Consider the following 25,239-nt stretch of genomic DNA (forward strand, 5'->3'; position numbering starts at 1 on the left):
GCCGCTTCGGCCTCGGGACTCGAGCCTTCGGCTCATGCGATGTGCGGTGGGCCGTCCGCAGGGTGCGACCTTTGAGCACCTTCGGCCAAGGGGCGAGACGGGCCTCAACCCTTCGAGGTGTCTCGTAAAACGAGACTCATGCGGTCGCGTCGCATACCGAGCTCCCGATCTACGGCTGGTCAGGTCCGTCCACGGTGTTACGCGGTACTCGGCTCGATGTGTGGTGTCGCATGGCGAACCCTGGAGCGCGAGCTCTGCTTGCCCGCGTCCGCAGGTTCTGGAACGGTTTCCGTCTACGAACGGCCGCATCCTCCTGGTGCCGAGTTCAGCGAGGCCCACAAAGGTTTGCGGCCCGTCCCGCGCCTTGGCCGAAGGTGCTCAACGGCCGCACCCACGGACGGCCGACCGCACATTGCATGCGCCGAAGGCGCGAGTCTCGGGCCCTGAACAGCGAGACCGAGGGGGCCGCAACCCCGCGGCGCCGGAGGCGCCGCAATCTATATTGCGCTCTGAGCGAATCGGGGTGGTACCGGGAGTTCGGTGCCGCCCTGCTTCGTTAATGTTTGTGACAGCAACGAGCCGGCGAGAGAAGGCAGGTATCCGTGACAATCAATAAAGCCGAGGTCATGACAGCTCCGACCGCTGGGCTCAATCTCAGCGATTCGGTGTACGAGCGCCTGCTGCGTGAGCGAATCATCTTTCTCGGCACCCAGGTCGACGACGACATCGCGAACAAGATCTGTGCGCAGATCCTGCTGTTGTCCGCGGAGGACCCGACCAAAGATATTTCGCTCTACATCAACTCGCCGGGCGGGTCGGTGAACGCGGGCATGGCGATCTACGACACCATGCAGTACGCCGAATGCGATATCGCGACCACCGCGATGGGCTTGGCCGCGTCCATGGGTCAGTTCCTGCTGACCGCGGGTGCGCCGGGTAAGCGTTTCGCGCTGCCGCACACCCGGATCATGATGCATCAGCCGTCGGCCGGTATCGGTGGTTCGGCCGCGGATATCGCGATCATGGCCGAGCAGTTCGCATACACCAAGCGTGAGCTCAACGAGTTGCAGGCGATGCACACCGGTAAGCCGGTGGAGCAGATCAATGCCGACGCCGACCGCGATCGCTGGTTCACGCCCGAACAGGCGCTGCAGTACGGCTTCATCGATCGTGTGATCACCAATGCGCGCCAGGCGGGCGGCACGGGCAGCCACTAGGGCGCCGGCGGCGAATCCGGGCCGGGTGCCCGGCCGGTGTTCGCGAATCCGTCCGGCGGACAGCTCACTCACAGACTTGGAGACGAATATGGCCAATCCGAACGATCCTCGTGGCCTCGGCGGCATCGCCCCGGCGGGCCCGCAGTCGCGCTACATCCTGCCGTCGTTCATCGAGCATTCGAGTTTCGGCGTCAAGGAATCCAACCCGTACAACAAGCTGTTCGAGGAGCGCATCATCTTCCTCGGTGTGCAGGTCGACGATGCGTCGGCGAACGACATCATGGCGCAGCTGCTGGTGCTCGAATCGCTGGATCCCGATCGCGACATCACGATGTACATCAATTCGCCGGGTGGTTCGTTCACCTCGCTGATGGCCATCTACGACACCATGCAGTACGTGCGCGCCGATGTCGCGACCGTCTGCCTCGGTCAGGCGGCGTCGGCGGCGGCGGTGCTGCTGGCGGCGGGGACCCCGGGTAAGCGGGCCTGCCTGCCGAATGCCCGCGTGCTGATCCATCAGCCGTCGGTCGAGGGCGGTATCCAGGGGCAGGTGTCGGATCTGGAGATCCAGGCGGCCGAGATCGAGCGGATGCGCCGGTTGATGGAGACCACCCTGGCCCGGCACACGGGTAAGGACGCCGATGTCATCCGTAAGGACACCGACCGGGACAAGATCCTGACGGCCGAGGAGGCCAAGGAATACGGGATCATCGATACGGTGTTCGACTACCGCAAGCTCAGCGCCCAGAAGTGAGGCGCTTCCGGGTCCGGCGTGCCGTGTGAGCGGTACGCCGGACCGGCCGGGCGGCGGGGCCCGGCCCAGGTGGATTCCCGCTGCGGCGTTGCGACACACCCCGGATGGTTCGTAATCCGGAAAATGTGTCGTGACGCGGTATCCGCGTGAATCCCCGCACAACCGCGACGAGAAACCTGCCCGAGTTGTCGACCTCCATCGCACACACCGGGTACGGTCAAACCCAGGGACCTTTGTTCCCGGTTGACAGCACCGCCCTTCGATCCGGGTGATCGAGCCGGATTCGCTACACCGCAGGCGGCGGTCGGCTGGAAGCTGGACGGATGGTTGCACGCGAACAAGGAAGTAGGGACCCACGAGATGGCGCGCATCGGCGACGGCGGCGATCTGCTCAAATGCTCGTTCTGCGGAAAGAGCCAGAAGCAGGTCAAGAAGCTCATTGCGGGACCAGGGGTGTACATCTGCGACGAGTGCATCGATCTGTGCAACGAGATCATCGAGGAGGAGCTGGCCGAGTCCAGCGAGGTCAAACTCGATGAGTTGCCCAAACCCGCGGAGATCCGGGATTTCCTGGAGAACTACGTGATCGGGCAGGATACGGCCAAGCGCACGCTGGCGGTCGCTGTGTACAACCACTACAAGCGTATTCAGGCCGGCGACAAGGGCCGTGACGCGCGCGGGGAAACCGTCGAGTTGGCGAAGTCCAATATTCTGATGCTCGGCCCCACCGGTTGCGGTAAGACCTATCTGGCACAGACCCTGGCGAAAATGCTGAATGTGCCGTTCGCGATCGCCGATGCCACCGCGCTCACCGAAGCCGGTTATGTCGGTGAGGACGTCGAGAACATTCTCCTCAAACTCATCCAGGCCGCCGATTACGACGTGAAGCGCGCCGAGACCGGGATCATCTATATCGACGAGGTCGACAAGATCGCGCGCAAGAGCGAGAACCCGTCGATCACGCGCGATGTCTCCGGTGAGGGCGTGCAGCAGGCGCTGCTGAAAATCCTGGAGGGAACTCAGGCGAGTGTGCCGCCGCAGGGTGGGCGCAAACATCCGCATCAGGAGTTCATACAGATCGACACCACCAATGTGCTGTTCATCGTGGCGGGGGCGTTCGCCGGGCTGGAGAAGATCATCTCCGACCGCACCGGGCACCGTGGGATCGGTTTCGGCGCCGAGGTGCGGTCCAAGGCGGAGATCGACACCACCGATCATTTCGCCGAGGTGATGCCGGAGGATCTGATCAAGTTCGGTCTGATCCCCGAGTTCATCGGCCGGTTGCCGGTGGTGGCGTCGGTGACGAACCTGGACAAGGATTCTCTGGTCAAGATCCTGTCCGAACCCAAGAACGCGCTGGTCAAGCAGTACATCCGGCTGTTCGAGATGGACGGCGTGGACCTGGAGTTCACCCGGGACGCGCTCGAGGCCGTGGCGGATCAGGCCATCCTGCGCGGGACCGGTGCCCGCGGGCTGCGCGCCATCATGGAGGAAGTACTGCAGCAGGTCATGTTCGATATCCCGAGCCGGGATGATGTGGCCAAGGTCGTCGTCGACGCGGATACGGTGAACGACAATGTGCTGCCCACCATCGTGCCGCGCAAGCGGGAGCGTCCGGAGCGCCGCGACAAGTCGGCCTGAGGCACGCGCACCCGCTGCGATACGCGACGGGGCCGGTGCGGAGCCGGCCCGCGGTACTCTCGGTGACCCCTCGGCATTCGTGCGATGGAGGAGCAGGTCATGGCGACGCAGCTGCTTGCGCGGGATATCCGGTCCGGGCGGTGTGGTGACGCCGCCGAGCCCACGCGGTGGAGCCGCGTGGGCTTGTCACTGTCGGCGGCAGCGACGGTACTGGTCTCGTTGTTGCTCGCGGCGCCGCCGGCCGGCGCGACGGTGCGCCAGGTCAGTGTGACCCCGGATCTGAACGCCGGTATCCGGACCAACTACGGCACCGGATGCAGCTACACCGTGCGGGCCTGGCTCACCGAGGCGGTGACCGAGGTGACCTTCCTCGACAACGGCGTCCCGTTCGCCACGGTCGGACCGGACGGCGGGGGGCTGGCCCTGGTGCACTGGGTGCCGGCCTACGAAGGGGATCACACCCTGCAGGCGGTCCAGCCGACCGGTGGGAGCGACCCGGCACCGTACGTCCGGGTCTTCGTCGGCCGGGGCGAGCACATCGGCTACGCCTGCTGGGTCAGCTGACCCGCGGCGCCGGGTTCACGCCCACGGCACGCGGCAGGAATCGGTGCCGAACCCCTGCGCGGTGATGCCGAGGGCGTGATTGTTGCGGGCTCGCGAGTTCTCCAGGGCGATCTGATAGGTCAGTTCGACGACCTCCGCCCGGCCGAAGCGTTTCTCCAGGTCCGCGACCTGCTCGTCGGTGACGGTCATCGGGGTGGCGGTCATGGCATCGGCGTAGGCGATGGCCGCGCGTTCGTCGTCGGTGTAGTGCGGAGACGTTTCGTAGTCCGCGATGTGCCGGAGCCGCTCGATATCGAGGCCGTCCAGGCGCTGCAGCATGGTTCCGAAATCGATGCACCAGGAGCAGCCGATCGTCCAGGCCGTGCGGTAGACCGCGATTTCACGGATATTGGCCGGTAGTTTCTTCGACGCCTTCTGGGCGAGCATCTCGTGTACGCCACCGGCCACCAGTAGTCCGGTGTGGTGGGCGCCTACGGCTAAAGGTTCGGGGACTTCGCCGAACTGACGTTTGGTGAACCAGTACAGCGCCCTGGTGAGTAACCCGGCGTTTTCGGGGGCCACGGTCGGAATGCGTGTCGTGCTCATCGGGTCTCCTCTGAGGTGGGTTCGTTTCCCTGCAACTCGGACGAGACAGCGGCCCGTGGCGTAACGCCGCGGAGCGCCTACTGTGACCGAGCGCACCCGTGCCCTGTGCTCAGGGTATGCCGGGTGGGAGGCCAGGCCGGTGGTAGGCGGCTCGGTGCGGTGGGGTCGCCACCGCGCGGCTCATTCGGGTTCGACGGACATATCGTCGGCGCCCCAGTAGGCGCGCATCCGGATGATCCGCCCTTCGTCGTCGAACTCCATGGTGTCGATGGGGCTGAGCGTCATGCGCTGCCCGCCCGCTCTGGTCACCAGAGTGAATACGAAGGCTGCGTGGTTTCCGGTGATCCGGACGGTGTCCGGCGCGAGGGCGGTCTCCCGCTCCAGGTTCGCGAGCACGTCGTAGAACTCGCGGATGGCCTGATGCCCCTGTTTGGGTTCGGTGCCGATCGGGTCCTCGATCACCGCGTCGGGAGCATAGAGATCGACGATATCCGAGGTCGGTCCCGAGCCGACCAGTTTCACGTACTGCTCGACCACGTCGCGGATCTGCCGTGCCATCACCACTCCTAGAAAATGAAACGTGTTCTAGGTTTGGCAGCGTAGCAGTGCCGAGTGCGTGCGATCGCCGGATCGCGTGGCAAAAGGATATTCGCATATATGTCCGCCACTGCGATGTGACGGAAAAATGCCTGGTAGACGTGGTGACCGTGCAGGGCGGGCGGGTATCTCCGCTGACCCCTCGGTTCGCCGTTGAACCGCCGCCGTGCAGGTGTGCGTCTGCTGTGAATTTCGCCGCAGCGGGTTCAAGTGTTACGTGTTCCAGGTGTTTCTTCGGGGTGGATCCCATGGACCGGTCCTCCGGTTTCCGGGCCCCTACCGGGTGATCGAATCAGAAAACATTGCTATGACTGCAGGTCCGGACGGTGTGTCGATCGGTCGGTGTCGGTATTGTGATGTTGAATCGACCCGGTCAAACCAGATGTTCGAGCGATGAGTGAAAGCGGAGGAGATATGGCACTGCCAACGATGACCGCGGAACAACGCACGGAGGCTCTGGCCAAAGCGGCGGCGGTGCGCAAGGCGCGCTCCGAACTGATCGGTCAGGTGAAAGACGGCAAAGTCTCTGTCGCCGACCTGCTGCGCAAGGCCGATAGTGATGAACTGGTCAAGAAGACGAAGGTGGTCGCCGTGATCAAGGCGCTGCCCGGTGTCGGCCCGGTGAAGGCCGCCAAGCTGATGGACCAGGCGGATATCCCGGAAGATCGCCGGATCGGCGGCCTGGGTGCCCGTCAGCGGGCGGCGCTGCTGGAGGCGTTGGCCAACTGAGGAGGTGGAGCGTTCGATATCGGACGCTCCGAACTCCGGCCGTGGCCGAGCCGGTCGGTGACACGACCGGCGTGGCCCGGCGGGTGTCCTCGCCTGCCGCCATATCCGGTGCGCCGATTCTCGGGCGGTTCGCGGCCTCGGTCGGGGGAATATCGGAAAAATACGGATACCGTGGCGATATGGCCACCCGCGAAGAACTCGAATCGTTCCTCGACGAATATCAATCGACGCTGAGCGCCTACGACGCCGAGCGTACGGCCGCCCTGTGGGGGATTCCGGGCACCATTGTCAGTGACGATTTCGTCGGTGCGCTGCATTCTCGGGAAGAGATGGCCCAGGGGCTGGCGCAGGCTCATCCCATCTATCAGACGCTGGGGCTGGCGCGCGTCGCCCACACCGTAGTCGATTACGCGGAGTTGACCGGTTCACTCCTGCGGGCGCGGGTGCGCTGGCATTTCTACGACAGCGACGACGCATTGCTCACCGACAGTGATTACGAGTACCTGCTGCGGCGTGACGACGACGGGTTGCGCACGTATGTGGCGGTCGCCATCGACGAGGCCGAGAAATTGGCCCGGGTCGCGACGGACAGGGGAGTCCGGTTGCCGGGTATGTGAGTGGCGCGCTCCTGCCGGGTGCGAGGTGTGGCGCTACCGGTCGCCGGACGGGTCACGTTCGGCGAGCAGGGTTGCTATCCCGTCGAGAATGCGCTCCGTGCCGAATTCGAGGGCGGCGTCGCGTTGTGATTCCGCCGGTTCGGCGGGTGGAGGTTCCGAGACGGCCGCGATCAGGCACGGGAATCGGTCGCCCGCCAGTTCCAGGGCCGCGGCCATCGCGCCGGTGAATTCCTCCTCGGTGGCGCCGGGGCCCACGACCTGCTGAGCCAGGCTGCGTACGTGCCCGTTCAGTACGACGAGCGTGTCCAGTCGCTCCGGGCCGGTCAGCGCGATATCCGCCATCGCCTCCAGGGCGGCCTCGGTCCAGCCCAGTTCGTTGGGGCCCATCGGCCGCGCTCCGGCGAGTAGTTCCATCACCCAGGGGTGGCGGCGATACCGCTCGAAGGTCAGTAGTGCCCAGGACCGTAGACCGGTTCGCCACCGCGGAGTGCCCGAGGTGTCCAGGGCGGGCAGGCCGGTCAGGGCCTCCTCCACCATCAACGCGGTGAGTTCCGCTTTGCCCGGCAGATGGCGGTACAGCGACATTTTCGTGTAGCCGAGGCGATCGGCCAGTCGCTGCATCGAGAGGGCGGCCAGGCCTTCCGCGTCGGCCAGCTCGACCGCCGCGGTGACGATCGCGGCCCGGGTGAGTGTCGGCTTGGGGCCGCGGGTCGGGCGCCGGTCGGTTCCCCAGAGCAGCTCGAGCGTGGTCGGCGTCGCCATCGGGTTCCTTCCGGACGTGGATTGACGTGGAACTGTGTCTACCATACGCTTAATAGCGTCCATTGGAAACAGTTTCTGGTGGGCGCAGACTATGGATGGAGTTCGTCATGCAGAACCGCACCGTTCTCGTCTCCGGGGCGAGCATCGCCGGCCCCGCGCTCGCCTACTGGCTCGACCGCTACGGGTTCGACGTGACCGTGGTCGAACGGGCCCCGGCCCTGCGCCCGGGTGGGCAGGCCGTCGACTTCAAGGGGTCGGTGCAGCGCACGGTGCTCGAGCGGATGGGCATCCACGACGAGATCCGCCGGCACAGTACCGGCGCCACCGATATGGTCTTCGTCGACGCCGACGGCCGGGAGCGGGCACGGATGTCCGGTGACTTCAGCGGTGGCGACGTCGAGATACTGCGGGGTGACCTGGCCCGGATCCTCTATGCCGCGACCGCCCAGCGCTGCGCTTACGTATTCGGTGACTCGACCAGCGCGCTGCGCGAGACCGGCAGCGGTGTCGAGGTCGAGTTCGAGCGCGGTCCGGCGCGTCACTTCGACCTGGTGTTCGGCGCGGATGGTATTCATTCGCGGGTCCGCCGGCTGGCGTTCGGGCCGGAGGAGAGATTCGTCGGGCACCGCGGTTACTACTACGCCATCGCCGGGGAACCACTCGCCGCCGAACCCGGCGAAGGACCGCGGCGCCGGGTGTCCCACGCGTACAGCGCCCCGGGCCTGCTCGCGGTCCGCGGTGGGCCGAAAGCGCAGCAGATGTATATGTTCGCCTCCGCCGCAAAGGTATTCGCCGATGACGCGGAGAAAAGGCGCATCCTCGTCGAACACTTCGCCGGGATGAACGCACCGGTCGCCGACATGCTCGCCGAACTGCCCGGCCATGACGATTTCTATCTCGACGCGCTGGCCCGGGTACGGATGCCCAGCTATGTATCGGGCCGGGTGGCCCTGGTCGGCGACAGCGCCTACGGCAACACCCTGGCCGGCTTCGGAACCGGTCTGGCAGTGGTGGGAGCCTATGTGCTGGCCGGTGAGCTGGCCGCCGCCGCGGGTGAACACACCGTGGCCTTCGCCCGGTACGACCGGATCATGCGCCGATACGCGAAACTCGGCGGCAGCAGCAGCCCGGGTCCGTTCCTGGCGCCGAAAACGGCCGCGGGCCTGCGGTTCCGGAACTGGTTCCTGGGGTCACGCTGGTTCGGCCTGATGGACAAGTTCGCCGGCGACGCCAAGGACGATATCGAGCTGGCCGACTACGCCGGTGTGGTCGCGCGGTAGCGAGAACGGCCGGCGGTCCGCGCGCTCGACAGCGTGGGTCGTGAACGTCTTCCGATGCCGGGACGACCAGCTTGCGCTGAAGTCGGTCCCTGCCGGCCGGGACGGTGCCGAGGCCATCCGGTCCGGGTCATCCGGTGGCGCCGACACTGCGGATCCGCTCCGGATGGGTATAGATGTTCATGGTGTCGCCGCGTACGAATCCCGCCAGGGTGAGACCGGACTCGTCGGCCAAATCGACCGCGAGCGAACTGGGCGCCGAGACGGCGGCGAGGACCGGGATACCGGCCAGGACAGCTTTCTGAGCCAGTTCGAACGACGCGCGCCCACTCACCACGAGCGCGAGGTCCGATGCCGGGATACGGTTTTCGCGCAGCGCCCAGCCGATCACCTTGTCCACGGCATTGTGGCGGCCGATGTCCTCGCGCACGGCCAGGGCCGTACCGTCGGCGGTGAACAGGCCCGCCCCGTGCAGCCCACCGGTGGCATCGAAAACCGACTGGTGGGCGCGCAGCCGATCCGGCAGGGCCGCCAGCACTCCGGCGTCCAGCAGCGGTCGCGGCGCCGGTAGCGGATACCGGCTGCGCATCCGGACCTCGTCGAGCGCGGTGCGCCCGCAGAGCCCGCAGGCGCCGGTGGTGAGGAACGGCCGGTCCGGGAGCACGATCGGGGTGTGCGGGACCACATCCAGCACGTTATAGGTGTTGCGTCCCTCGTCGTCGGTACCGGCGCAGTAGCGGGCGCTGTGGATATCGGCGGCCGTGGCGATCAGGGCCTCACCGAACAGGAAGCCGTGCACCAGGTCGATATCGTGGCCGGGCGTACGCATGGTGACCGTGATCGATTCGCCGCGCACCCGGATCTCCAGGGGTTCTTCCACGGCCAAGGTGTCGGGGCGGACGATCTCCCCCGACGGGGTGATGCGCCGCATGCGGCGGCGGGCAGTGACTCTGCTCATTGCCGGTGGGTATGGGTTTCGAGCCGGACGGTGACGGCTTTCGACACCGGGGTGTTGGAGCGGGCGGCCACATGATCGAGCGGCACCAGCGGGTTCGTCTCGGGGTAGTAGGCGGCGGCATTGCCGCGCGGAGTGGAGTAGGCCACCAGCCGAAAACCCTCGACCCGCCGATCGACGCCGTCGCTCCACTCCGAGACCAGATCGACGAGATCGCCGTCGCGGAAACCCAGGTCGGCGATATCCGCGGCGTTCACCAGCACCACCCGGCGTCCGTGATGGACCCCGCGATAGCGGTCGTCGAGACCGTAGATGGTGGTGTTGTACTGGTCGTGGCTGCGCAGGGTCTGCAGGATCAGCCGCCCCGGCGGGACCGGCACCCAGCGCAGTTCGTTCACCGCGAAATTGGCCTTCCCGGTGGCGGTCCGGAATTCGCGGGAATCGCGCGGGGGATGCGGCAGGACGAAACCGTTGCGCTGCCGGACTCGGGTGTTGTAATCGGCGCACCCGGGCACCACCCGGGCAATGGCGTCGCGGATGAGGTCGTAATCACCGCGGAACCGGTCCCAGGGCACCGGGTGGTCCGGACCGAGCAGTTCTCGGGCGAGTTCGCAGACGATGGCGACCTCGCTACGCAGTTCCGGCCCGACCGGTTTCAGCCTGCCGGTGGACAGATGCACCATCGACATCGAATCCTCCACCGAGACCTGCTGCCGCACCCCGTGCTGGGTATCCAGGTCGGTGCGGCCCAGGGTCGGCAGGATCACCGCGGTCTTCCCGTGCACGATATGGCTGCGGTTCAGTTTGGTGGATACCTGTACGGTCAGCGCGCAGCGGCGCAGCGCCGCTTCGGTGACCGCGGTATCGGGGGTGGCGGAGACGAAGTTGCCGCCCATACCGAAGAAGACGCGGGCATGACCGTCGCGAAGGGCCCGGATGGCGGCGACGGTGTCGTAACCGTGCGCCCGCGGGCTGGTGATGCCGAATTCCCGGTCCAGGGCGGCCAGGAAGGATTCGGGAGCCTGCTCCCAGATACCCATGGTGCGGTCGCCCTGCACATTGGAATGCCCGCGCACCGGGCACAGACCGGCCCCCGGCCTACCGATCATGCCGCGGGCCAGTAGCAGATTGGTCGCCTCCTCGATCGTGGCCACCGCGTGCGTGTGCTGGGTGAGTCCCATCGCCCAGCACACGATCGTGCTCGTCGAACCGGCCAGGAGCGCGGCGGTGCGTTCGAGGTCGTCGCGGGAGAGCCCGGTCGCGGTGAGTACGGTATCCAGGTCGACAGCGCGGATATGCCGCTCGTAGTCGGCGAAACCCGCGGTGTGCGCGTCGACGAAGGCCCGGTCCAGCACGGTGCCGGGAGCCCGGTCCTCGGCCTCGAACAGCAGTTTCGCCAGACCCTGGAACAGCGCCATATCGCCGCCCAGGCGGATCTGCAGGAAATCGTCGGCGATATCCACGCCGGTGGTCAGACCCCGTACGGTCTGCGGGTCGCGGAAACCGATCAGGCCGGTCTCCGGCAGCGGGTTGATCGCGATGACGCGCGCGCCGGCCTTCTTCGCGTCGGCGAGGGCACTGAGCATCCGCGGATGGTTGGTGCCCGGATTCTGGCCGGCTACCAGGATCAGGTCGGCGGCCGCGAAATCGTCGATGGTCACCGAACCCTTGCCGATACCGATGGAACCGGTCAGCGCGGTGCCCGAGGACTCGTGACACATATTGCTGCAGTCCGGCAGATTGTTGGTCCCGAAACTGCGCACCAGCAGCTGGTACAGGAACGCCGTCTCGTTGGCGGTACGGCCGGAGGTGTAGAACACGGCCTCGTCCGGTGAGTCCAGCCCGCGGAGCTGCTCGGCGATGAGCCGGTAGGCCTCCGCCCAGGAGATGGGGGAGTAGTGGGTATCACCGGGTCGCAGCACCATCGGATGGGTGAGCCGGCCCTGCCGCCCCAGCCAGTAGCCGGACCGCTGCGCGAGTTCGCCGATCGAATACCGGGCGAAGAATTCCGGGCCGACCGTTTCCAGCGTCGCCTCCTCGGCGACGGCCTTCGCACCGTTCTCACAGAACTCGGCGGGCCGCCGGTGACCACTCGGCTCCGGCCAGGCGCAGCCCGGACAGTCGAATCCGTGCACCTGATTGACCCGGGCCAGGGTCCGCGCGGTGCGTACGACACCCATATCGGATACCGCCCGCTGCAGCGCCACGGCCACCGCCCGGACGCCGGCCGCCTGCTCCTTCGGCGGGGTGACGGTCAGCTCGGACTCGTCGATATCGTCGGTGGGGGCTTCGCGGTGCATACCGACCATTGTGAGGTGTGTGATGTGCGGTTGGCCATCCAGAGAGAGCCGGCAGTTGAGCACTTACAGTGCTGTGGGCCTCCCCAGGTCGGCCCGGTGGGGTTTCCGGGTGGGTGGTCGGCGGTTCGCCAAGGGGCGGGTATCGCAGTGTCGCGGGTCACCCGCTCGGCCGGGGACCGGGGGGACGGGCGATCGGCCGGTGAGCGACCGCAGTGCTGCTGTCGGGGCCCCCGGAGCAGGCGTGGTTGCGGGCGTGCGGTCGGCCGTACGCGGACCGGCGACCACGGAGGATCGACAGCGCTGGGAGCCCACCCGGGGTGCACGTACGGTCTGCGCGATTCCGCCGTACTTCGGATGTTCGGCTTGCGTGTCCGGGCCTGGAGGGGCGGCGGGCGTCGGGATCAGGTGGCGCCGCCGTGGTAGGTGAGGACCTGTTCGCTGATGCGGATCCGGCCGCCGGGTGGGAGTTCGGTCGGGGACTGGCTGATCCGGGTCCAGCGCGGTTCACCGGGGGTGGAGACGAAGGTTCCGGCGGCGGTGCCTGCGTCGCGGAGGAAGACCTTGCCCGAGTCGACCGAGAGATAGGCGTGGACCCGGGAGATGTGGCGATCGCGCTGCAGAACGAGCGGGGCGGCGGTTTTGCGGCGTACCGATTCGTCGACCGACGGGCCGCGGCCGATGACGTAGGCGCGGTCCAGCGGGTAGGCGGTACCGTCCTCGGCCACCAGGGTCGCCGGGGCCGGATGGGATTGTTCGGGGCCGAGTGCGGCGCGGGTGCGCGGATGGGGCCGGGCCGGTTCCTTGCGCAGGCGGATCGGTTCGGGATCCACGCGCATGGACGCCGGCGCGGCCGACCACGCGCGGGTCCCGGGCAGTGGTTCCGCGGCGGGGGCTTCGGCGAGACCGGTGCGGGGACCGGAAGGCGATTCGGGTTCCGGCTCGCTCGCGGCGAGCCCCGCCGGTGCCGTCGCGACGGGTTCGTAGGAGCCCGCCGTTTTCTTCGCCGGGGTGGCGGCGCGGTTCTGGTTCTTGGTGCTGCGGCGCACCGCGGCCTTGATGACGAAACCCCCGCCGGGCACGATTCCGGCGCGTAGATCGGTGCGCGGATACGGCGTGATCCGGCCGTCGGCCCCGGGGCCCACGGTCAGTGTGCGCACCGGGTCGCGGACAATCTCGTCCACCCAGGTGAAGGCGCGGGCGCCGACGAGCCGCCGCGAGCCCTCGGCGCCGGAGATCATGGCCGATACCGGCCCGCGCAGCAGGACCAGGGTGCCGTCGGCGGTGGGCGCGACGAGCCCGAACGGGGGTGGCTCCGAACCGGTACCGAAGACGACCGCGGCGAGCCGCTGGGCGATGGCCGCCCCGGGATGCTCGGCGTCCGCCACGGCTTCGACCGCGCCGAGTATCCGCTCGGTGGACGCATTGGCGCCCACCAGATAGATCACGACGTCACCGAACCGCGCGACCAGGCCCTCGCCCGGTGCGATACCGATAGTGGACGTATCAACGCGCACCCGCGGCTCCTTCCTGGCGCACCATCGGATCCAGCATAGATGCGAACCCGTTACCCGGCTTATGAGATGGTGACGGCGGATCGCCGGCGTGAGCGGGAAGACCACCTCGCCGCACGGAACAGAGAGTAGGGATCGTTATGCCGCTCAGCGCCCCGGACGAACGCGTAACGGTGGTCGCGGTCGAGCCGTCGATCGCGCGCCCGGCGCTACCGGTGCTTCCCCCGCCTCGCTACATCGCGGGGCCGGGACGAGCGGCCCCGGCTCGTCCCCGCTCCTTCGGCTCGCCGGATGTCCCGCGGGTGGGTGCGACGTGATCCGCGCGGCGAGTGTCGCGGATATCCCGGCGCTGCAGGAGATCGAGGTGCGGGCGGGGCAGCCCTTCGCCGCGCTGGGAATGGACTTGATCGCCGGTGACGAACCGCTGCCGGCCGAGGTACTGGGTGAATTCGTCCTGGACGAACGCGCCTGGGTCTGGGAGACCGCGGACCGGGGCCCGGTGGGCTACCTCATCGCGAGCATCGTCGACGGGAACGCCCATATCGACCAGGTGTCGGTACTGCCCGAATACCGTGGGGCGGGAATCGGCCGGTGTCTGATCGACCGCGCGGTGCGCTGGGCCGCCGGCCATCGGTTACCCGCGATCACACTCACCACCTTCACCGAGGTGCCGTGGAACGGGCCGTATTACCGGCGGCTGGGTTTCCGCTATCTCGATCCCGCCGCGGAGACCCCGCAACTGCACGCTGTGCGGGCCGCCGAGATCGCGCACGGTCTCGACCGCTGGCCCCGGTCGTGTATGTGGGCCGCGGTCGAGACCTGGGAGTATGCCTGAGTTCACGCCGCGGCGGCCACGGCGGCCTCGGCGGCGGCCAGGGCGGCGGCCCGGTCGGCCGGGACCAGCCCGATCCGGGTGCGGCGGTCCAGGAGATCACCGGCGTCGAGGGCTCCCTCCTGTTCCAGCGACCACCGGAACTCCGCCGCGAGCACATCCGCACCCGGTGCGACCGGGACTGCCAGATCCGGGTCGGCAGCGGTCAGCGCGACGATGATCGGGGCGTCGGCGCCGTAGCGTTCGATCAGCAGCTGGGGTGCGGCCAACCGGTCCCGTGCCACCCCGGTGACCGCGCCGGCCAGCGGCAGCTCCTTCGTCCGGCACGGGCCGGCGCTCAGGCGCGCTCGGGCCACAGCGGTGTCGACGGCGTCCTGAGCCATCTTGCGGTAGGTGGTGAGTTTGCCGCCGACCACCGTGACCAGTCCGCTCGGCGCGGTGAGAACCGCGTGCTCCCGGGAGATATCGGCCGTATTGTCACCGGCCGTACGCAGCAGTGGTCGCAGGCCGGCGTAACTGCCGCGGATATCGACATGGGTCAGCGGGATACGCAGCACCGTGTTGACCGTGTCGAGCAGGAAGTCGATCTCGGCGCCGGTGGGTCGCGGTTCGTCGGGTACGGGCCCGGGGGCGTCCTCATCGGTCAATCCCAGGTAGACCCGGCCGTGCGGGGCAGGCAGGGCGAAGATGAACCGGCCGACGGCGCCGGGCACCGGCACGGTCAGCGCCGCGGTGAGTCCGCCGAAGGCGGCGGCGTCGAACACCAGATGGGTGCCGCGGCTGGGTCGCAATTCGATACTCGGATCGACCTGGTCCGCCCACACACCGGCCGCGTTGACCACGGCCGCGGCCCGGACCTCCAAGTTTTCGCCGGTCAGCGTGTCGCGCAGGACGGCCCCGGTGCCGTCGACATGTTCGGCGGCGACCCGGGTCAGCACAGTCGCGCCGTGCGCGGCCGCGGTGCGGGCCAGCGCGACCACGAGTCGCGCGTCGTCCACCAGTTGCCCGTCCCAGGCCTGCAGGCCGCCGCGCAGTCCGTGCTGCCGCACCGTCGGGGCCAGTCGCAGTGCCTCGGCGCGGGTCACCCGCCGCGACCGCGGTAGCAGTGCCGCCGGCGTGCCCGCGCCCATTCGCAGCGCGTCGCCGGCCAGGAAACCCGCCCGGATCAGGCTCCGGGTGGACAACCCGATCCCGGGCAGCAGCGGGACCAGCTGGGGGAGCGGCCGGACCAGGTGGGGGGCGGTGCGGCCCAGCAGGATGCCCCGCTCCACCGCGCTCTCGTGCGCGATGCCGATCTTCCCGCTCGCCAGGTAGCGCAGTCCGCCGTGCACCAGTTTCGAACTCCACCGGCTGGTGCCGTGGGCGAGATCGTGGCGTTCCACCAGGACGGTGCGCAGTCCGCGGGCGGCGGCGTCGAGCGCGACGCCGGCGCCGGTGACGCCACCCCCGATCACCAGCAGGTCGATATCCGGGTGGTCGCCGAGGGTCGTGAGCTCACGGCGCCGGCGGCGCCCGTTCACCGCGGGCCCCGCGGTGGGGGAAGGGTTCTCGGCCATCTGTTCTCGGCACGACGCCCGCCGGAGCGGCGGAACGGAAGGCGGGGAGATCACGGCTTCCGGATGCGCCGGGCGCTACTCCTTCCTGGTAGGTGGGATCACGGGGCGAGATAGGTATCGAGGGCGTGCCGGAGTTCGGTGTCGAGCGCGGATCCGTCGAGCAGATGGGCGACCGTGGCCGCCGACTGCACCGCGGACTGGGTGATCAGCAGGACCATGGCCGCCAACCGGCCGGAGTCACCGGCCCGGACCGACCCGTCCGCCTGGCCGTCCCGAATGCCGGTGCCGAACAGGTCCAGCAGTTGCCGCTGGTTGCGGCCCAGGCGGCCGAAGACGTAGGTGAGCATCAGGTCGGTATCGGTGCGGAAGATCTTGCCGAACAGTGGGTTCGACCGGACCTCCGCCGCGCCGGTCACCACGCCGGTGACCAGCCGGTCCCGGGCCGGGCCGGCGGTGGGCACGGCCGCGGCGATGATCTCGCGCAGTTCGCGTACGAGTAGTTCGGCGACCAGATCGCGGCTGTCCGACCACCGGCGGTAGACCGTCGGCCGACTCACGCCCGCCCGGCGGGCGACCTCGGTGAGCGTGGTGCGCCGGACACCGAACTCGGCGACGCATTCCCGGGCCGCGTCCAGGATCGCCTGCTCGACCGCCGCTGTGCCGGATGACACGGACTCGACCTCGCCTCCAGTTCGGATTACTCCTTGACACTCTATGTCAAACTGTAACGCATGACAGGTGAGGAAGGCGAACGTCCGGTGAACTCGGCGTCGAGCGCGCGGCGACCGGATATGGTGTGGGACGCCTGGGGTGTCCCCGCCGGGCACACACCGCTGTCCGAGCAGATCCGCGGCCTGCTGACGCAGGTGCTCGGAGTCTCCGGGGAGCCGGCGACGCGTCGTGATGAGGGCGATGTGCCGCTCCGGCCGTCGGTCCTGTCATCGGACCGGCGGGCCGGTCTGGCAGACCTCGTCGGCGCGGACCATATCTCCACCGAACCGGTCACCCGGCTGCGGCACGCCGGCGGCAAGAGCACCCCCGACCTGCTGCGACGACGCGATCCGGCCCCGCAGGACGCACCGGACGCGGTGGTCTTCCCGGCCGGTCACGACGAAGTGGCGGCAATCCTCGCCTATTGCTCGGAGCAGGGCATCGCCGTGGTGCCCTTCGGGGGCGGCACGAGTGTGGTCGGCGGGCTCGACCCGGTCCGCGGATCCTTCGACACGGTGATCGCACTCGACCTGCGCCGGCTGGATACGCTGCTGGACTGCGACCCGGTCTCCGGGACGGCCACCTTCGGCGCCGGGGTCACCGGCCCGCGTGCCGAAAAGTTGCTCGCCGAGCACGGGCTCTCGCTCGGACATTTCCCGCAGAGTTTCGAATTCGCCAGTATCGGCGGATTCGCGGCGACCCGGTCGTCGGGCCAGGCGTCCGCGGGATACGGCCGGTTCGACGATATGGTCCAGCGGGTCCGGGTGGCCACGCCGACGGGAAGTGTGCTGCTGGGCCGGGCGCCCGCCTCGGCCGCCGGACCCGATCTGCGTGAGCTGTTCGTCGGTTCGGAGGGTGCTCTCGGCGTCCTTACCGAGGTCACGGTCCGGGTCCATACGGTTCCGGAGATCACTACCCATATGGCCTGGTCGTTCCCGGATTTCGCGACCGGCGCCGCCGCATTGCGCGCGGTCGTGCAGGCGGGCGCGGCGCCGACGGTGCTGCGGTTGTCCGACGAAGCCGAAACCGGGCTGAACCTGGCCCGGGCCGGAAATATCGCCGGGGCATCGGTTTCCGGTTGCCTCGCGGTGACCACATTCGAGGGCACCGCCGCCCATACCGCGGCCCGTGGCGCCGAAGCCGCCGCGCTCCTGCGCGCCGCGGGTGGTACCGAACTCGGGCCGGAACCGGCCCGGGAGTGGCAACACGGCCGTTTCACGGCCCCTTACCTGCGTGATGCGCTCCTGGATATCGGGGTGCTGTGCGAAACCCTGGAGACCGCGACCACCTGGAGTGCGCTGGCCGAACTGAAGGCGAAGGTGACGAGTGCGCTCACCGATTCGCTGACCGCCCACGGTGCGCCGGCCCTGGTGATGTGCCATATCTCGCATACCTATCCGACGGGCGCGTCGCTGTATTTCACAGTCGTGGCCAAATCGCTCGACGATCCGATCGCGCAGTGGCGGGCCGCGAAGGCGGCCGCCGGGGACGCCATCATCGCGGCCGGCGCCACCATCACCCATCACCACGCGGTGGGCGCGGACCACCGTGCCTGGCTGCCCGAGGAGATCGGCGATCTGGGCGTGCGGGTGCTGCGCGCGGTGAAACGCGAAATCGACCCGGCCGGCATCCTCAACCCTGGCAAACTGCTGCCATGACACGGGCAGGGGAGCCGCGGGAGGTGCGCACGGTCGCCGTGGTGACCAACCCCGCCTCCGGGCAGGGCCGGGCCCGTCAGGCCGCCCGCACCGTCGTCGAGCGGCTGAAGGCGGACGGTGTGGCGGTCATGGAGATCCACGCGCCCTCCGCCGCGTGGACCCGTGAACAGGTGCGCGATGTGGTGACCGGCGATGCGCCCGACGCCGTCGTGTGCGTCGGTGGCGACGGTCTGGTGAACACCATTCTCGATCCGCTGGCCCGTTCGGGTGTGCCACTGGTCCTGGTCCCGGCGGGCACGGGCAACGACCTGGCGCGCGAACTCGGTATCGCCGACGAGCCCGCCCGCGCCGCGGAGCTCGTCCGGTCCGGGCAGGTGCGCACCATCGACCTGGGCCGCCTGGAACCCGCCGGGCACGATCCGATGTGGTTCGCCACCGTCGCGTGCACCGGCTTCGACGCCCGGGTCACTCTGCGCGCCAACCGGATGCGCTACCCGCGCGGCCGATCCCGCTACACCTTCGCCGCGGTCGCGGAGATCGCGCACGGGATCGCGGTGCCGTACCGGATCGAACTGGGCGGCCCGGCCGCAGCGCCGATCACCACCGAGGCGTTGCTGGTCGCGGTGGGTAACACCACCACCTACGGCGGCGGCATGCTCATCTGCCCGGACGCCCTGTGTGACGACGGTCTGCTCGATGTGACCGTGGTCGGCAAGGTCTCCCATCCGGAGATGCTGCGGATCCTGCCCGCGCTCTCGGCGGGTCGTCGGATCGAACATCCCGCGGTGAGCCAGTACCGGGCCGAATTCCTGAGCCTGGAGGCTCCCGGCACCCCGGTCACGGCCGACGGCGAACCCGCGGGCCGGCTGCCGCTCACCGTGCGCGTCGAACCCCGGGCGCTCACCGTGCTGACCCCCTGACCGCGGTGGTCAGGCGGCGAACCGGACCCGCAGCCGGTCCACGCCGACCCGGTCGAGCACCACGACCGAGGCGGGTGCGGGCCGGGGTCCGGCTCCGGCTTCCAGCCGCCCGAGCATCCGTCTCCAGCGCCATACGTGCCAGTGGAACGACAGCCACCCGACCCGTCGGCCGCGCGCGTACTGCCCGGCCCGGGCGACCGTCGCCGGCACATCCAGTAGCACCATGTGCAGTTCGCGGCCGTGCCGGACGGCCCAGCGCGTCAGCAGCCGGCGCGTGAAACCGATGGTGCCGCAATCGTGGATCACCACCGGGCCGGTGTGATCGCGCAGTGCGACCCAGATGCGGCCGAAATGCACTACGTGCACCACCGGCCGCCACAGTGGGTAGGGCAGCCAGGCCAGTCGCCGCCGCCACGCATTGCGGGCGTGGATGGAATCGAGCACCACCGACCGATCGGAACCGGGTAATGCCTGCTCGGCGTCGGGGTCGGAGCCGAACAGCCGGCGCAGCGCGGTGCTCTTTCCCGCGCCGGGAATTCCGGCGAACAGCACGGCCGCGCTCGCCGGGTACCGCAACTCCCGCGTCGGCCGGCCCCGTAGGTCGTCGACGGCCCGGGGCCGGACGATCTCCGAATCCGGTTCGGGGAAGATGGATTCCGCGGGGTTCAACGGTAACGAGTCGAGCGGGGGGTTCACCCCGTCCAGAGTCCCCAGTCGAACCGGTTTCGGCAAGAATGTCGCCTTTGTCCGTTCAAGGTCACAGGTTTCGGCCGGGCGGGCCCACCGCGGCGAGCCGGGCGCCCGTCTGAGAATTCCGGTGCTCAAGCTGAGAATTGTTTATGGATTGGCAGCACAGTCCAGGATCGGCGGTAGTCTTACTGCTGTAGGCGGAGTCTTCGGTGTCCCTCATCCACCGAAGGCTCCGCCTCGGTTTGTCTCGTCACCTTTCCCGAGGTCCCGGCGCACCCCCCCATCGTCCCTTTACTTGCGGTCGCGCTCTTCCATACGTCTCACGTAGCGGGACTCCCGAGTTCGCATTCGCGACACCGACCAGCCGGCAGATCGTTCGTCCCCGGTCGGCCCAACCCTCGTGCGCAGCGATCGAAGGTCCGCGACCGGCCATACGTGTGCCCGTCCCGGCAGGTCGGGGTAAGTCTCCGCGCACTCGCGCTCCTTCCGGATAGCAGGCATTCGTCGTCGATAGCCCGGCCCGCTCCGGACCGGCGAAGCGAGCGAGCGCAGCGGCCGACCGTGCGTGGCCGGCCGTCCGTAGTGGGCCGTCATCGAAGATCGGCCGTACGGTCGGCCCGCCCGGGCCGACCGGGGCGGGCATCGGCGCCCACTCTGTGTCGGTCCCGAGCGATCGGGCTCCGACCCCGCGGCACCGGCGGCGACGCCCTAGACACTAGAATCGCGGCGTGACCAGCGCAGCCCCTGACAACACGCGTAATCGCGCCGATGCCCTCCCCAAGAGCTGGAATCCCGGCGAGGTAGAGGCCGACCTGTACGAGCGCTGGGTAGCCGCCGGTTACTTCCGGGCCGACCCGCACAGTTCCGCGCCCGCGTACTCGATCGTGCTGCCGCCGCCCAATGTGACGGGCACGCTGCACATGGGGCACGCGCTCGACCACACGCTCATGGACACTCTGGCACGCCGTAAGCGGATGCAGGGTTACGAGGTGCTGTGGCTGCCCGGGATGGATCACGCCGGGATCGCCACCCAGACGGTGGTGGAGAAGCAGCTTGCCGTGGACGGGAAGACCAAAGAGGATTTCGGCCGCGAACTGTTCGTGCAGAAGGTCTGGGACTGGAAGCGTGAATCCGGTGGCGCGATCCAGTGGCAGATGCGGGCGCTCGGCGACAGTGTGGACTGGTCGCGGGACCGGTTCACCATGGACGAGGGCCTGTCGCGCGCGGTCCAGACGATTTTCAAACGCCTCTACGACGCGGGTCTGATCTATCGCGCCGAGCGGCTGGTGAACTGGTCGCCGGAACTGCGTACCGCCATCTCCGATATCGAGGTCAAATACGAGGACGTCGAGGGCGAACTGGTGTCGCTGCGGTACGGCTCGCTCGACGATGCCGAACCACATGTCGTGGTCGCCACCACCCGGGTGGAGACCATGCTCGGCGATACCGCGGTCGCGGTGCACCCGGAGGATCCCCGGTACCGGGAGCTGATCGGCACCACCCTCGAGCATCCGATCACCGGACGGCGGATCCCGATCATCGCCGACGACTACGTGGATCCCGAATTCGGTTCCGGCGCGGTGAAGATCACCCCCGCCCACGATCCGAACGACTTCGAGATGGGACTGCGGCACAACTTGCCGATGCCCACGATCATGGACGAACGCGGCCGGATCGCCGATACGGGTACCGAATTCGATGGGATGGACCGGTTCGAGGCCCGGGTGAAGATCCGTGAGCGATTGGCCTCCGAGGGCCGGATCGTTGCCGAGAAGCGCCCCTACCTGCACAGTGTCGGCCATTCCGAGCGCAGCGGCGAAGCGATCGAACCGCGGCTGTCCATGCAGTGGTGGGTGAAGGTCGAATCGCTGGCCAAGGCGGCGGGTGACGCGGTCCGCAACGGCGATACCGTGATCCACCCGGCAAGCCAGGAACCGCGCTGGTTCGACTGGGTCGACGATATGCACGACTGGTGTATCTCGCGCCAGCTGTGGTGGGGCCATCGCATCCCCATCTGGTACGGGCCCGAGGGCGAAGTCCTGTGCGTCGGCCCCGACGAGCAGGCCCCCGAGGGGTGGGTGCAGGATCCCGACGTCCTGGACACCTGGTTCTCCTCCGGCCTGTGGCCGTTCTCCACTATGGGCTGGCCGGCCGCGACCCCGGAGCTGGCGAAGTTCTATCCGACCAGTGTGCTGGTCACCGGATACGACATCCTGTTCTTCTGGGTGGCCCGGATGATGATGTTCGGTACCTTCGTCGCCGACGACGCCGCACTGTCCACCGGTAAGGGCGGGGCCTACCAGGTGCCCTTCAAGGATGTGTTCCTGCACGGTCTGATCCGCGACCAGTTCGGCCGGAAGATGTCGAAGTCCCGGGGTAACGGGATCGATCCGCTGGACTGGATCGACAACTACGGCGCGGACGCGCTGCGTTTCACGCTGGCGCGCGGCGCCCAGCCCGGTGGCGATCTCTCGGTCGGCGAACCGCATGCCCTGGCCTCGCGCAGTTTCGTCACCAAGCTGTTCAACGCGACCAAGTTCGCGCTCATGAACGGCGCCCGCCCGGGGCCGCTGCCGGCGCGGGAGACGTTGACCGACGCCGACCGCTGGATCGTGGACCGGCTCGACGAGGTGCTCGCCGAGGTCGATGCCGCATTCGACGCCTACGAGTTCGGTAAGGCCTGCGAGGCGCTCTACCACTTCGCCTGGGACGAACTCTGTGACTGGTATCTGGAACTGTCCAAGGTCCAGTTCGCCGAGAGCGAGGAGCGGGCCGAATCCACCCGGGTGGTACTCGGGTCGGTGCTGGATACGGTGCTGCGGCTGCTGCACCCGGTGATCCCGTTCGTCACCGAATCGCTGTGGCAGGCGCTGACCGGCGCGGAGTCGGTGGTCGTGGCGGCCTGGCCGGAGCGCACCGGGACGCCCACCGATACCGGCGCCGCGCAGCGTATCGCCGATGTGCAGCGGCTGGTCACCGAGATCCGCCGGTTCCGCAGTGATCAAGGGCTCAACGACAAACAGAAGGTCGCGGCACGGGTGCTGGGTCTGGATGCGGCAGGGCTGGCGCATCTCCATCCCGAGGTGAGCACGCTGGGCCGGCTCACCGAGCCCGGCGCGGATTTCGCGGCGACCGCCGCGGTGGAGGTGCGGCTCAGCGGTACCACGGTCACCGTCGAGGTCGATACCTCGGGCACCGTGGACCTCGCGGCCGAGCGGCGTCGCCTGGAGAAGGATCTGGCGGTCGCGCAGAAGGAACTGGCGGGGACCGAGGCCAAACTCGGTAACGAGGCGTTCCTGGCCAAGGCCCCGGATGCGGTGGTGGACAAGATCCGGGCCCGCCGCGAGGTCGCCGCGGGCGAAGTGGAGCGGATCGGGGCCCGCCTGGCCGAGCTGAGCGGCAAATGAACGCCCCCGGCGACGATCCCGAGCCGGAGCCCCGCGACGGAGGCCCCCGGCTCGGCACCGGACCGTCTCCGGTGGATCTGGCGGAGATGGCCCTGGTCGAGGCGGAACTCGACCAGCGCTGGCCGGAAACCAAGATAGAACCATCGCTCACCCGGATCGCCGCACTGATGGATGTGCTGGGTTCACCGCAGCGCGGGTTCCCGGCGATCCATGTCGCGGGCACCAACGGTAAGACGTCGGTGACCCGGATGATCGACTCCCTGCTCACCGCCCTGCACCGCCGGACCGGCCGACTCACCAGCCCGCATCTGCAGCTGGCCACCGAGCGGATCAGTATCGACAACCGGCCGATCTCCCCGGCCCGCTATGTCGAGCTGTACCGCGAGATGCAGCCCTATATCGAGATGATCGACGCCCAGTCGGCGACCGCGGGTGGCCCGGCGATGAGCAAATTCGAGGTGCTCACCGCCATGGCCTACGCGGCGTTCGCCGAGGCGCCGGTGGACGTCGCGGTCGTGGAGACCGGTATGGGCGGCAGCTGGGACGCCACCAATGTGATCGACGCGCAGGTCGCGGTCATCACCCCCATCGGCCTCGACCACACCGAGTACCTGGGCCCGGATCTGACCTCCATCGCCGGGGAGAAGGCCGGGATCATCAAACGCGCCCCCGAGTCGCTGGTCCCCACCGATACGGTCGCGATCATCGCCGAACAGGACCCGGAGGCGCTGGAGGTACTGCTGCGCCGGGCCGTGGAAACCGACGCGGCGGTGGCGCGGGCCGGTTCGGAGTTCCAGGTGCTGAGCCGGCGGATCGCCGTGGGCGGGCAGCAGCTCGAACTACAGGGGCTCGGCGGGGTCTACGACGAGATCTTCCTGCCCCTGCACGGCGAGCACCAGGCCCACAACGCGGCGCTCGCGCTGGCCGCGGTGGAGGCGTTCTTCGGTGCGGGCGCGCAGCGGCAGCTGGATATCGAGGCGGTCCGCGCCGGTTTCGCCGAGGTCACCAGCCCCGGCCGCCTGGAACGGATGCGCAACGCGCCCACTCTGTTCATCGATGCCGCGCACAATCCGGCCGGTGCGACCGCGCTCGCCGCGACGCTGACCGCCGAGTTCGATTTCCGCAAACTCGTCGGAGTGGTCGCGGTGCTGGCCGACAAGGACGTCGCCGGTATCCTCACCGCGCTGGAACCGGTCTTCGACGAGATCGTGGTGACCACCAACGGGTCCCCCCGGGCATTGCCGGTCGATCAGCTCGCCGATCTGGCGGTCCAGCGGTTCGGTGACGAACGTGTGGTCACCGCGGATTCGCTGCCGGACGCGCTGGAGACCGCTGTCGCGCTGGCGGAGGAGGTCGGGGCCTCGGGTGAGATGGTCTCCGGCGCGGGGGTGGTGGTCACCGGCTCGGTGGTGACCGCCGGTGCCGCACGTGCCCTGTTCGGGAAGGCCCCGGCGTAATGCCGGGGACCGGCCATCGCCGACAACGAGGAACAGCATGAGTGAGCCCGAAGCGCCGAAGCCCGAGGCGACGACCCCGGCTCCGCCCGATCCCTGGAAGGGCCTGCGGGGAGTCATGGCGGGTGCCCTCGTACTCGAGGCGATCACGGTGCTGCTGGCGCTGCCGGTGGTCGCCGATATCGCCGGTGGTGTCACCTGGGTGTCGGGTACCTATCTGGTGGTACTGGCCCTGGTGATGATCGCGGGCGCGGGTCTACAGCGCCGTTCCTGGGCGGTCCCGTTCAATCTGGGGCTGCAGGTGCTGGTGCTGATCGGCGGGGTGTTCCATCTGTCGATCGCGGTCATCGGCGTGATATTCCTCGCGGTCTGGGCGTTCATCCTGCTGCTGCGCTCGGATGTGAAACGGCGAATGGACGCGGGGACGCTGCCGAGCCAGCGCACCTCCGGCGGTTCCTGACCGAGGGCGTCGGACCGGGCCGGCCGTCGCCGGCCCGCCGGC

22 protein-coding genes are annotated in these 25,239 nt (G+C 68.6%); 13 read left to right on the top strand and 9 right to left on the bottom strand.

Features of this window, described 5'->3' with window-relative positions; all coding sequences use genetic code 11:
- Nucleotides 1-626: 626 nt before the first annotated feature.
- From ACQPYS_RS05965 to ACQPYS_RS05980, 4 genes are all read left to right on the top strand, one after another.
- A complete protein-coding gene (locus ACQPYS_RS05965) occupies nucleotides 627-1,217 on the top strand; it encodes an ATP-dependent Clp protease proteolytic subunit (RefSeq protein ID WP_433492977.1) in 591 nt (196 codons plus the stop codon).
- 88 nt (nucleotides 1,218-1,305) lie between these two features.
- Nucleotides 1,306-1,971: an ATP-dependent Clp protease proteolytic subunit gene (locus tag ACQPYS_RS05970; RefSeq protein WP_063038045.1), complete on the top strand. Its 666-nt coding sequence runs from the start codon at nucleotides 1,306-1,308 to the stop codon at nucleotides 1,969-1,971.
- Between the two features lie 360 nt (nucleotides 1,972-2,331).
- Complete coding sequence (gene clpX / locus ACQPYS_RS05975; RefSeq protein WP_063038078.1) at nucleotides 2,332-3,612, top strand: ATP-dependent Clp protease ATP-binding subunit ClpX; 1,281 nt, start codon at nucleotides 2,332-2,334, stop codon at nucleotides 3,610-3,612.
- A gap of 99 nt (nucleotides 3,613-3,711) precedes the next feature.
- Nucleotides 3,712-4,176, top strand: a complete 465-nt coding sequence (locus ACQPYS_RS05980) for a hypothetical protein (RefSeq protein WP_157107303.1) — start codon at nucleotides 3,712-3,714, stop codon at nucleotides 4,174-4,176.
- A 15-nt stretch (nucleotides 4,177-4,191) separates the two neighbouring features.
- Here ACQPYS_RS05980 and ACQPYS_RS05985 read toward each other — a convergent pair whose 3' ends face one another.
- Both ACQPYS_RS05985 and ACQPYS_RS05990 read right to left on the bottom strand, forming a co-directional pair.
- Nucleotides 4,192-4,761 carry a carboxymuconolactone decarboxylase family protein gene (locus tag ACQPYS_RS05985; RefSeq protein ID WP_433491916.1) on the bottom strand — a complete coding sequence of 190 codons (570 nt, stop codon included), beginning with the start codon at nucleotides 4,759-4,761 and terminating at the stop codon, nucleotides 4,192-4,194.
- Between the two features lie 180 nt (nucleotides 4,762-4,941).
- Nucleotides 4,942-5,319 carry a nuclear transport factor 2 family protein gene (locus tag ACQPYS_RS05990; protein ID WP_431938790.1) on the bottom strand — a complete coding sequence of 126 codons (378 nt, stop codon included), beginning with the start codon at nucleotides 5,317-5,319 and terminating at the stop codon, nucleotides 4,942-4,944.
- Nucleotides 5,320-5,772: 453 nt separating this feature from the next.
- On the opposite strand from ACQPYS_RS05990, the gene mihF reads away from it, so the two are divergent.
- Nucleotides 5,773-6,087 (top strand): integration host factor, actinobacterial type, encoded by a 315-nt coding sequence (mihF, locus tag ACQPYS_RS05995; RefSeq protein ID WP_030523251.1) that lies wholly within the window; start codon nucleotides 5,773-5,775, stop codon nucleotides 6,085-6,087.
- A 179-nt stretch (nucleotides 6,088-6,266) separates the two neighbouring features.
- Entirely contained in the window at nucleotides 6,267-6,704 is a 438-nt protein-coding gene (locus ACQPYS_RS06000) for a hypothetical protein (RefSeq protein WP_063038074.1), read from the top strand.
- A 33-nt stretch (nucleotides 6,705-6,737) separates the two neighbouring features.
- Here the strand turns inward: ACQPYS_RS06000 and ACQPYS_RS06005 are convergent, their stop codons facing one another.
- Nucleotides 6,738-7,466 carry a TetR/AcrR family transcriptional regulator gene (locus tag ACQPYS_RS06005; RefSeq protein ID WP_433491917.1) on the bottom strand — a complete coding sequence of 243 codons (729 nt, stop codon included), beginning with the start codon at nucleotides 7,464-7,466 and terminating at the stop codon, nucleotides 6,738-6,740.
- A 107-nt stretch (nucleotides 7,467-7,573) separates the two neighbouring features.
- On the opposite strand from ACQPYS_RS06005, the gene ACQPYS_RS06010 reads away from it, so the two are divergent.
- Nucleotides 7,574-8,746, top strand: a complete 1,173-nt coding sequence (locus ACQPYS_RS06010; RefSeq protein ID WP_433491918.1) for an FAD-dependent monooxygenase — start codon at nucleotides 7,574-7,576, stop codon at nucleotides 8,744-8,746.
- 127 nt (nucleotides 8,747-8,873) lie between these two features.
- Here ACQPYS_RS06010 and fdhD read toward each other — a convergent pair whose 3' ends face one another.
- The 3 genes from fdhD to ACQPYS_RS06025 form a co-directional block, all read right to left on the bottom strand.
- On the bottom strand, nucleotides 8,874-9,701 hold the full coding sequence (gene fdhD / locus ACQPYS_RS06015; RefSeq protein WP_433491919.1) for a formate dehydrogenase accessory sulfurtransferase FdhD: 828 nt from the start codon (nucleotides 9,699-9,701) through the stop codon (nucleotides 8,874-8,876).
- Nucleotides 9,698-11,998: an FdhF/YdeP family oxidoreductase gene (locus tag ACQPYS_RS06020; protein WP_433491920.1), complete on the bottom strand. Its 2,301-nt coding sequence runs from the start codon at nucleotides 11,996-11,998 to the stop codon at nucleotides 9,698-9,700. Before ACQPYS_RS06020 ends, fdhD begins: the two co-directional genes overlap by 4 nt.
- A gap of 401 nt (nucleotides 11,999-12,399) precedes the next feature.
- Nucleotides 12,400-13,512, bottom strand: coding sequence for an FHA domain-containing protein (locus ACQPYS_RS06025; RefSeq protein ID WP_433491921.1), 1,113 nt, complete (start codon nucleotides 13,510-13,512; stop codon nucleotides 12,400-12,402).
- A 310-nt stretch (nucleotides 13,513-13,822) separates the two neighbouring features.
- Between ACQPYS_RS06025 and ACQPYS_RS06030 the strand changes: the two genes are divergently transcribed.
- Complete coding sequence (locus ACQPYS_RS06030) at nucleotides 13,823-14,344, top strand: GNAT family N-acetyltransferase (RefSeq protein WP_433491922.1); 522 nt, start codon at nucleotides 13,823-13,825, stop codon at nucleotides 14,342-14,344.
- Between the two features lie 2 nt (nucleotides 14,345-14,346).
- On the opposite strand, the gene ACQPYS_RS06035 is transcribed toward ACQPYS_RS06030, so the two are convergent.
- Nucleotides 14,347-15,897, bottom strand: a complete 1,551-nt coding sequence (locus ACQPYS_RS06035) for a glycerol-3-phosphate dehydrogenase/oxidase (protein WP_433491923.1) — start codon at nucleotides 15,895-15,897, stop codon at nucleotides 14,347-14,349.
- Between the two features lie 98 nt (nucleotides 15,898-15,995).
- Nucleotides 15,996-16,568, bottom strand: coding sequence for a TetR/AcrR family transcriptional regulator (locus tag ACQPYS_RS06040; protein ID WP_433491924.1), 573 nt, complete (start codon nucleotides 16,566-16,568; stop codon nucleotides 15,996-15,998).
- A gap of 120 nt (nucleotides 16,569-16,688) precedes the next feature.
- Between ACQPYS_RS06040 and ACQPYS_RS06045 the strand changes: the two genes are divergently transcribed.
- Nucleotides 16,689-18,266 (top strand): FAD-binding oxidoreductase, encoded by a 1,578-nt coding sequence (locus tag ACQPYS_RS06045; protein ID WP_433492978.1) that lies wholly within the window; start codon nucleotides 16,689-16,691, stop codon nucleotides 18,264-18,266.
- Entirely contained in the window at nucleotides 18,263-19,186 is a 924-nt protein-coding gene (locus ACQPYS_RS06050; RefSeq protein WP_433491925.1) for a diacylglycerol kinase family protein, read from the top strand. The genes ACQPYS_RS06045 and ACQPYS_RS06050 overlap by 4 nt, the downstream gene beginning before the upstream one ends.
- A 9-nt stretch (nucleotides 19,187-19,195) precedes the next feature.
- Here ACQPYS_RS06050 and ACQPYS_RS06055 read toward each other — a convergent pair whose 3' ends face one another.
- Nucleotides 19,196-19,882: an ATP-binding protein gene (locus ACQPYS_RS06055; protein ID WP_245664643.1), complete on the bottom strand. Its 687-nt coding sequence runs from the start codon at nucleotides 19,880-19,882 to the stop codon at nucleotides 19,196-19,198.
- A gap of 722 nt (nucleotides 19,883-20,604) precedes the next feature.
- Between ACQPYS_RS06055 and ACQPYS_RS06060 the strand changes: the two genes are divergently transcribed.
- Genes ACQPYS_RS06060 through ACQPYS_RS06070 form a run of 3 tightly spaced genes read left to right on the top strand, consistent with a single transcriptional unit; the run spans nucleotide 20,605 to nucleotide 25,197 of the window.
- On the top strand, nucleotides 20,605-23,283 hold the full coding sequence (locus ACQPYS_RS06060) for a valine--tRNA ligase (RefSeq protein ID WP_433491926.1): 2,679 nt from the start codon (nucleotides 20,605-20,607) through the stop codon (nucleotides 23,281-23,283).
- Nucleotides 23,280-24,740 (top strand): bifunctional tetrahydrofolate synthase/dihydrofolate synthase, encoded by a 1,461-nt coding sequence (gene folC / locus ACQPYS_RS06065; RefSeq protein WP_433491927.1) that lies wholly within the window; start codon nucleotides 23,280-23,282, stop codon nucleotides 24,738-24,740. Before ACQPYS_RS06060 ends, folC begins: the two co-directional genes overlap by 4 nt.
- A gap of 37 nt (nucleotides 24,741-24,777) precedes the next feature.
- Nucleotides 24,778-25,197, top strand: a complete 420-nt coding sequence (locus tag ACQPYS_RS06070; protein ID WP_063038029.1) for a DUF4233 domain-containing protein — start codon at nucleotides 24,778-24,780, stop codon at nucleotides 25,195-25,197.
- Nucleotides 25,198-25,239: the final 42 nt, after the last annotated feature.

It is taken from the genome of Nocardia grenadensis (assembly GCF_050942415.1).
GTDB classification, from domain to species: Bacteria; Actinomycetota; Actinomycetes; order Mycobacteriales; family Mycobacteriaceae; genus Nocardia; species Nocardia grenadensis.

Excerpts from the sequence above, each read along its gene's own strand:
- ACQPYS_RS06005 (WP_433491917.1), bottom strand. The coding sequence starts at position 7,466 with ATGGCGACGCCGACCACGCTCGAGCTGCTCTGGGGAACCGACCGGCGC.
- clpX (WP_063038078.1), top strand. The coding sequence starts at position 2,332 with ATGGCGCGCATCGGCGACGGCGGCGATCTGCTCAAATGCTCGTTCTGC.
- ACQPYS_RS05990 (WP_431938790.1), bottom strand. The coding sequence starts at position 5,319 with ATGGCACGGCAGATCCGCGACGTGGTCGAGCAGTACGTGAAACTGGTC.
- ACQPYS_RS06035 (WP_433491923.1), bottom strand. The coding sequence starts at position 15,897 with ATGGCCGAGAACCCTTCCCCCACCGCGGGGCCCGCGGTGAACGGGCGC.
- folC (WP_433491927.1), top strand. The coding sequence starts at position 23,280 with ATGAACGCCCCCGGCGACGATCCCGAGCCGGAGCCCCGCGACGGAGGC.
- ACQPYS_RS06050 (WP_433491925.1), top strand. The coding sequence starts at position 18,263 with ATGACACGGGCAGGGGAGCCGCGGGAGGTGCGCACGGTCGCCGTGGTG.
- fdhD (WP_433491919.1), bottom strand. The coding sequence starts at position 9,701 with ATGAGCAGAGTCACTGCCCGCCGCCGCATGCGGCGCATCACCCCGTCG.
- ACQPYS_RS06045 (WP_433492978.1), top strand. The coding sequence starts at position 16,689 with ATGGTGTGGGACGCCTGGGGTGTCCCCGCCGGGCACACACCGCTGTCC.
- ACQPYS_RS05980 (WP_157107303.1), top strand. The coding sequence starts at position 3,712 with ATGGCGACGCAGCTGCTTGCGCGGGATATCCGGTCCGGGCGGTGTGGT.
- ACQPYS_RS06070 (WP_063038029.1), top strand. The coding sequence starts at position 24,778 with ATGAGTGAGCCCGAAGCGCCGAAGCCCGAGGCGACGACCCCGGCTCCG.
- mihF (WP_030523251.1), top strand. The coding sequence starts at position 5,773 with ATGGCACTGCCAACGATGACCGCGGAACAACGCACGGAGGCTCTGGCC.
- ACQPYS_RS06000 (WP_063038074.1), top strand. The coding sequence starts at position 6,267 with ATGGCCACCCGCGAAGAACTCGAATCGTTCCTCGACGAATATCAATCG.
- ACQPYS_RS06020 (WP_433491920.1), bottom strand. The coding sequence starts at position 11,998 with ATGCACCGCGAAGCCCCCACCGACGATATCGACGAGTCCGAGCTGACC.
- ACQPYS_RS05970 (WP_063038045.1), top strand. The coding sequence starts at position 1,306 with ATGGCCAATCCGAACGATCCTCGTGGCCTCGGCGGCATCGCCCCGGCG.
- ACQPYS_RS05965 (WP_433492977.1), top strand. The coding sequence starts at position 627 with ATGACAGCTCCGACCGCTGGGCTCAATCTCAGCGATTCGGTGTACGAG.
- ACQPYS_RS06010 (WP_433491918.1), top strand. The coding sequence starts at position 7,574 with ATGCAGAACCGCACCGTTCTCGTCTCCGGGGCGAGCATCGCCGGCCCC.
- ACQPYS_RS05985 (WP_433491916.1), bottom strand. The coding sequence starts at position 4,761 with ATGAGCACGACACGCATTCCGACCGTGGCCCCCGAAAACGCCGGGTTA.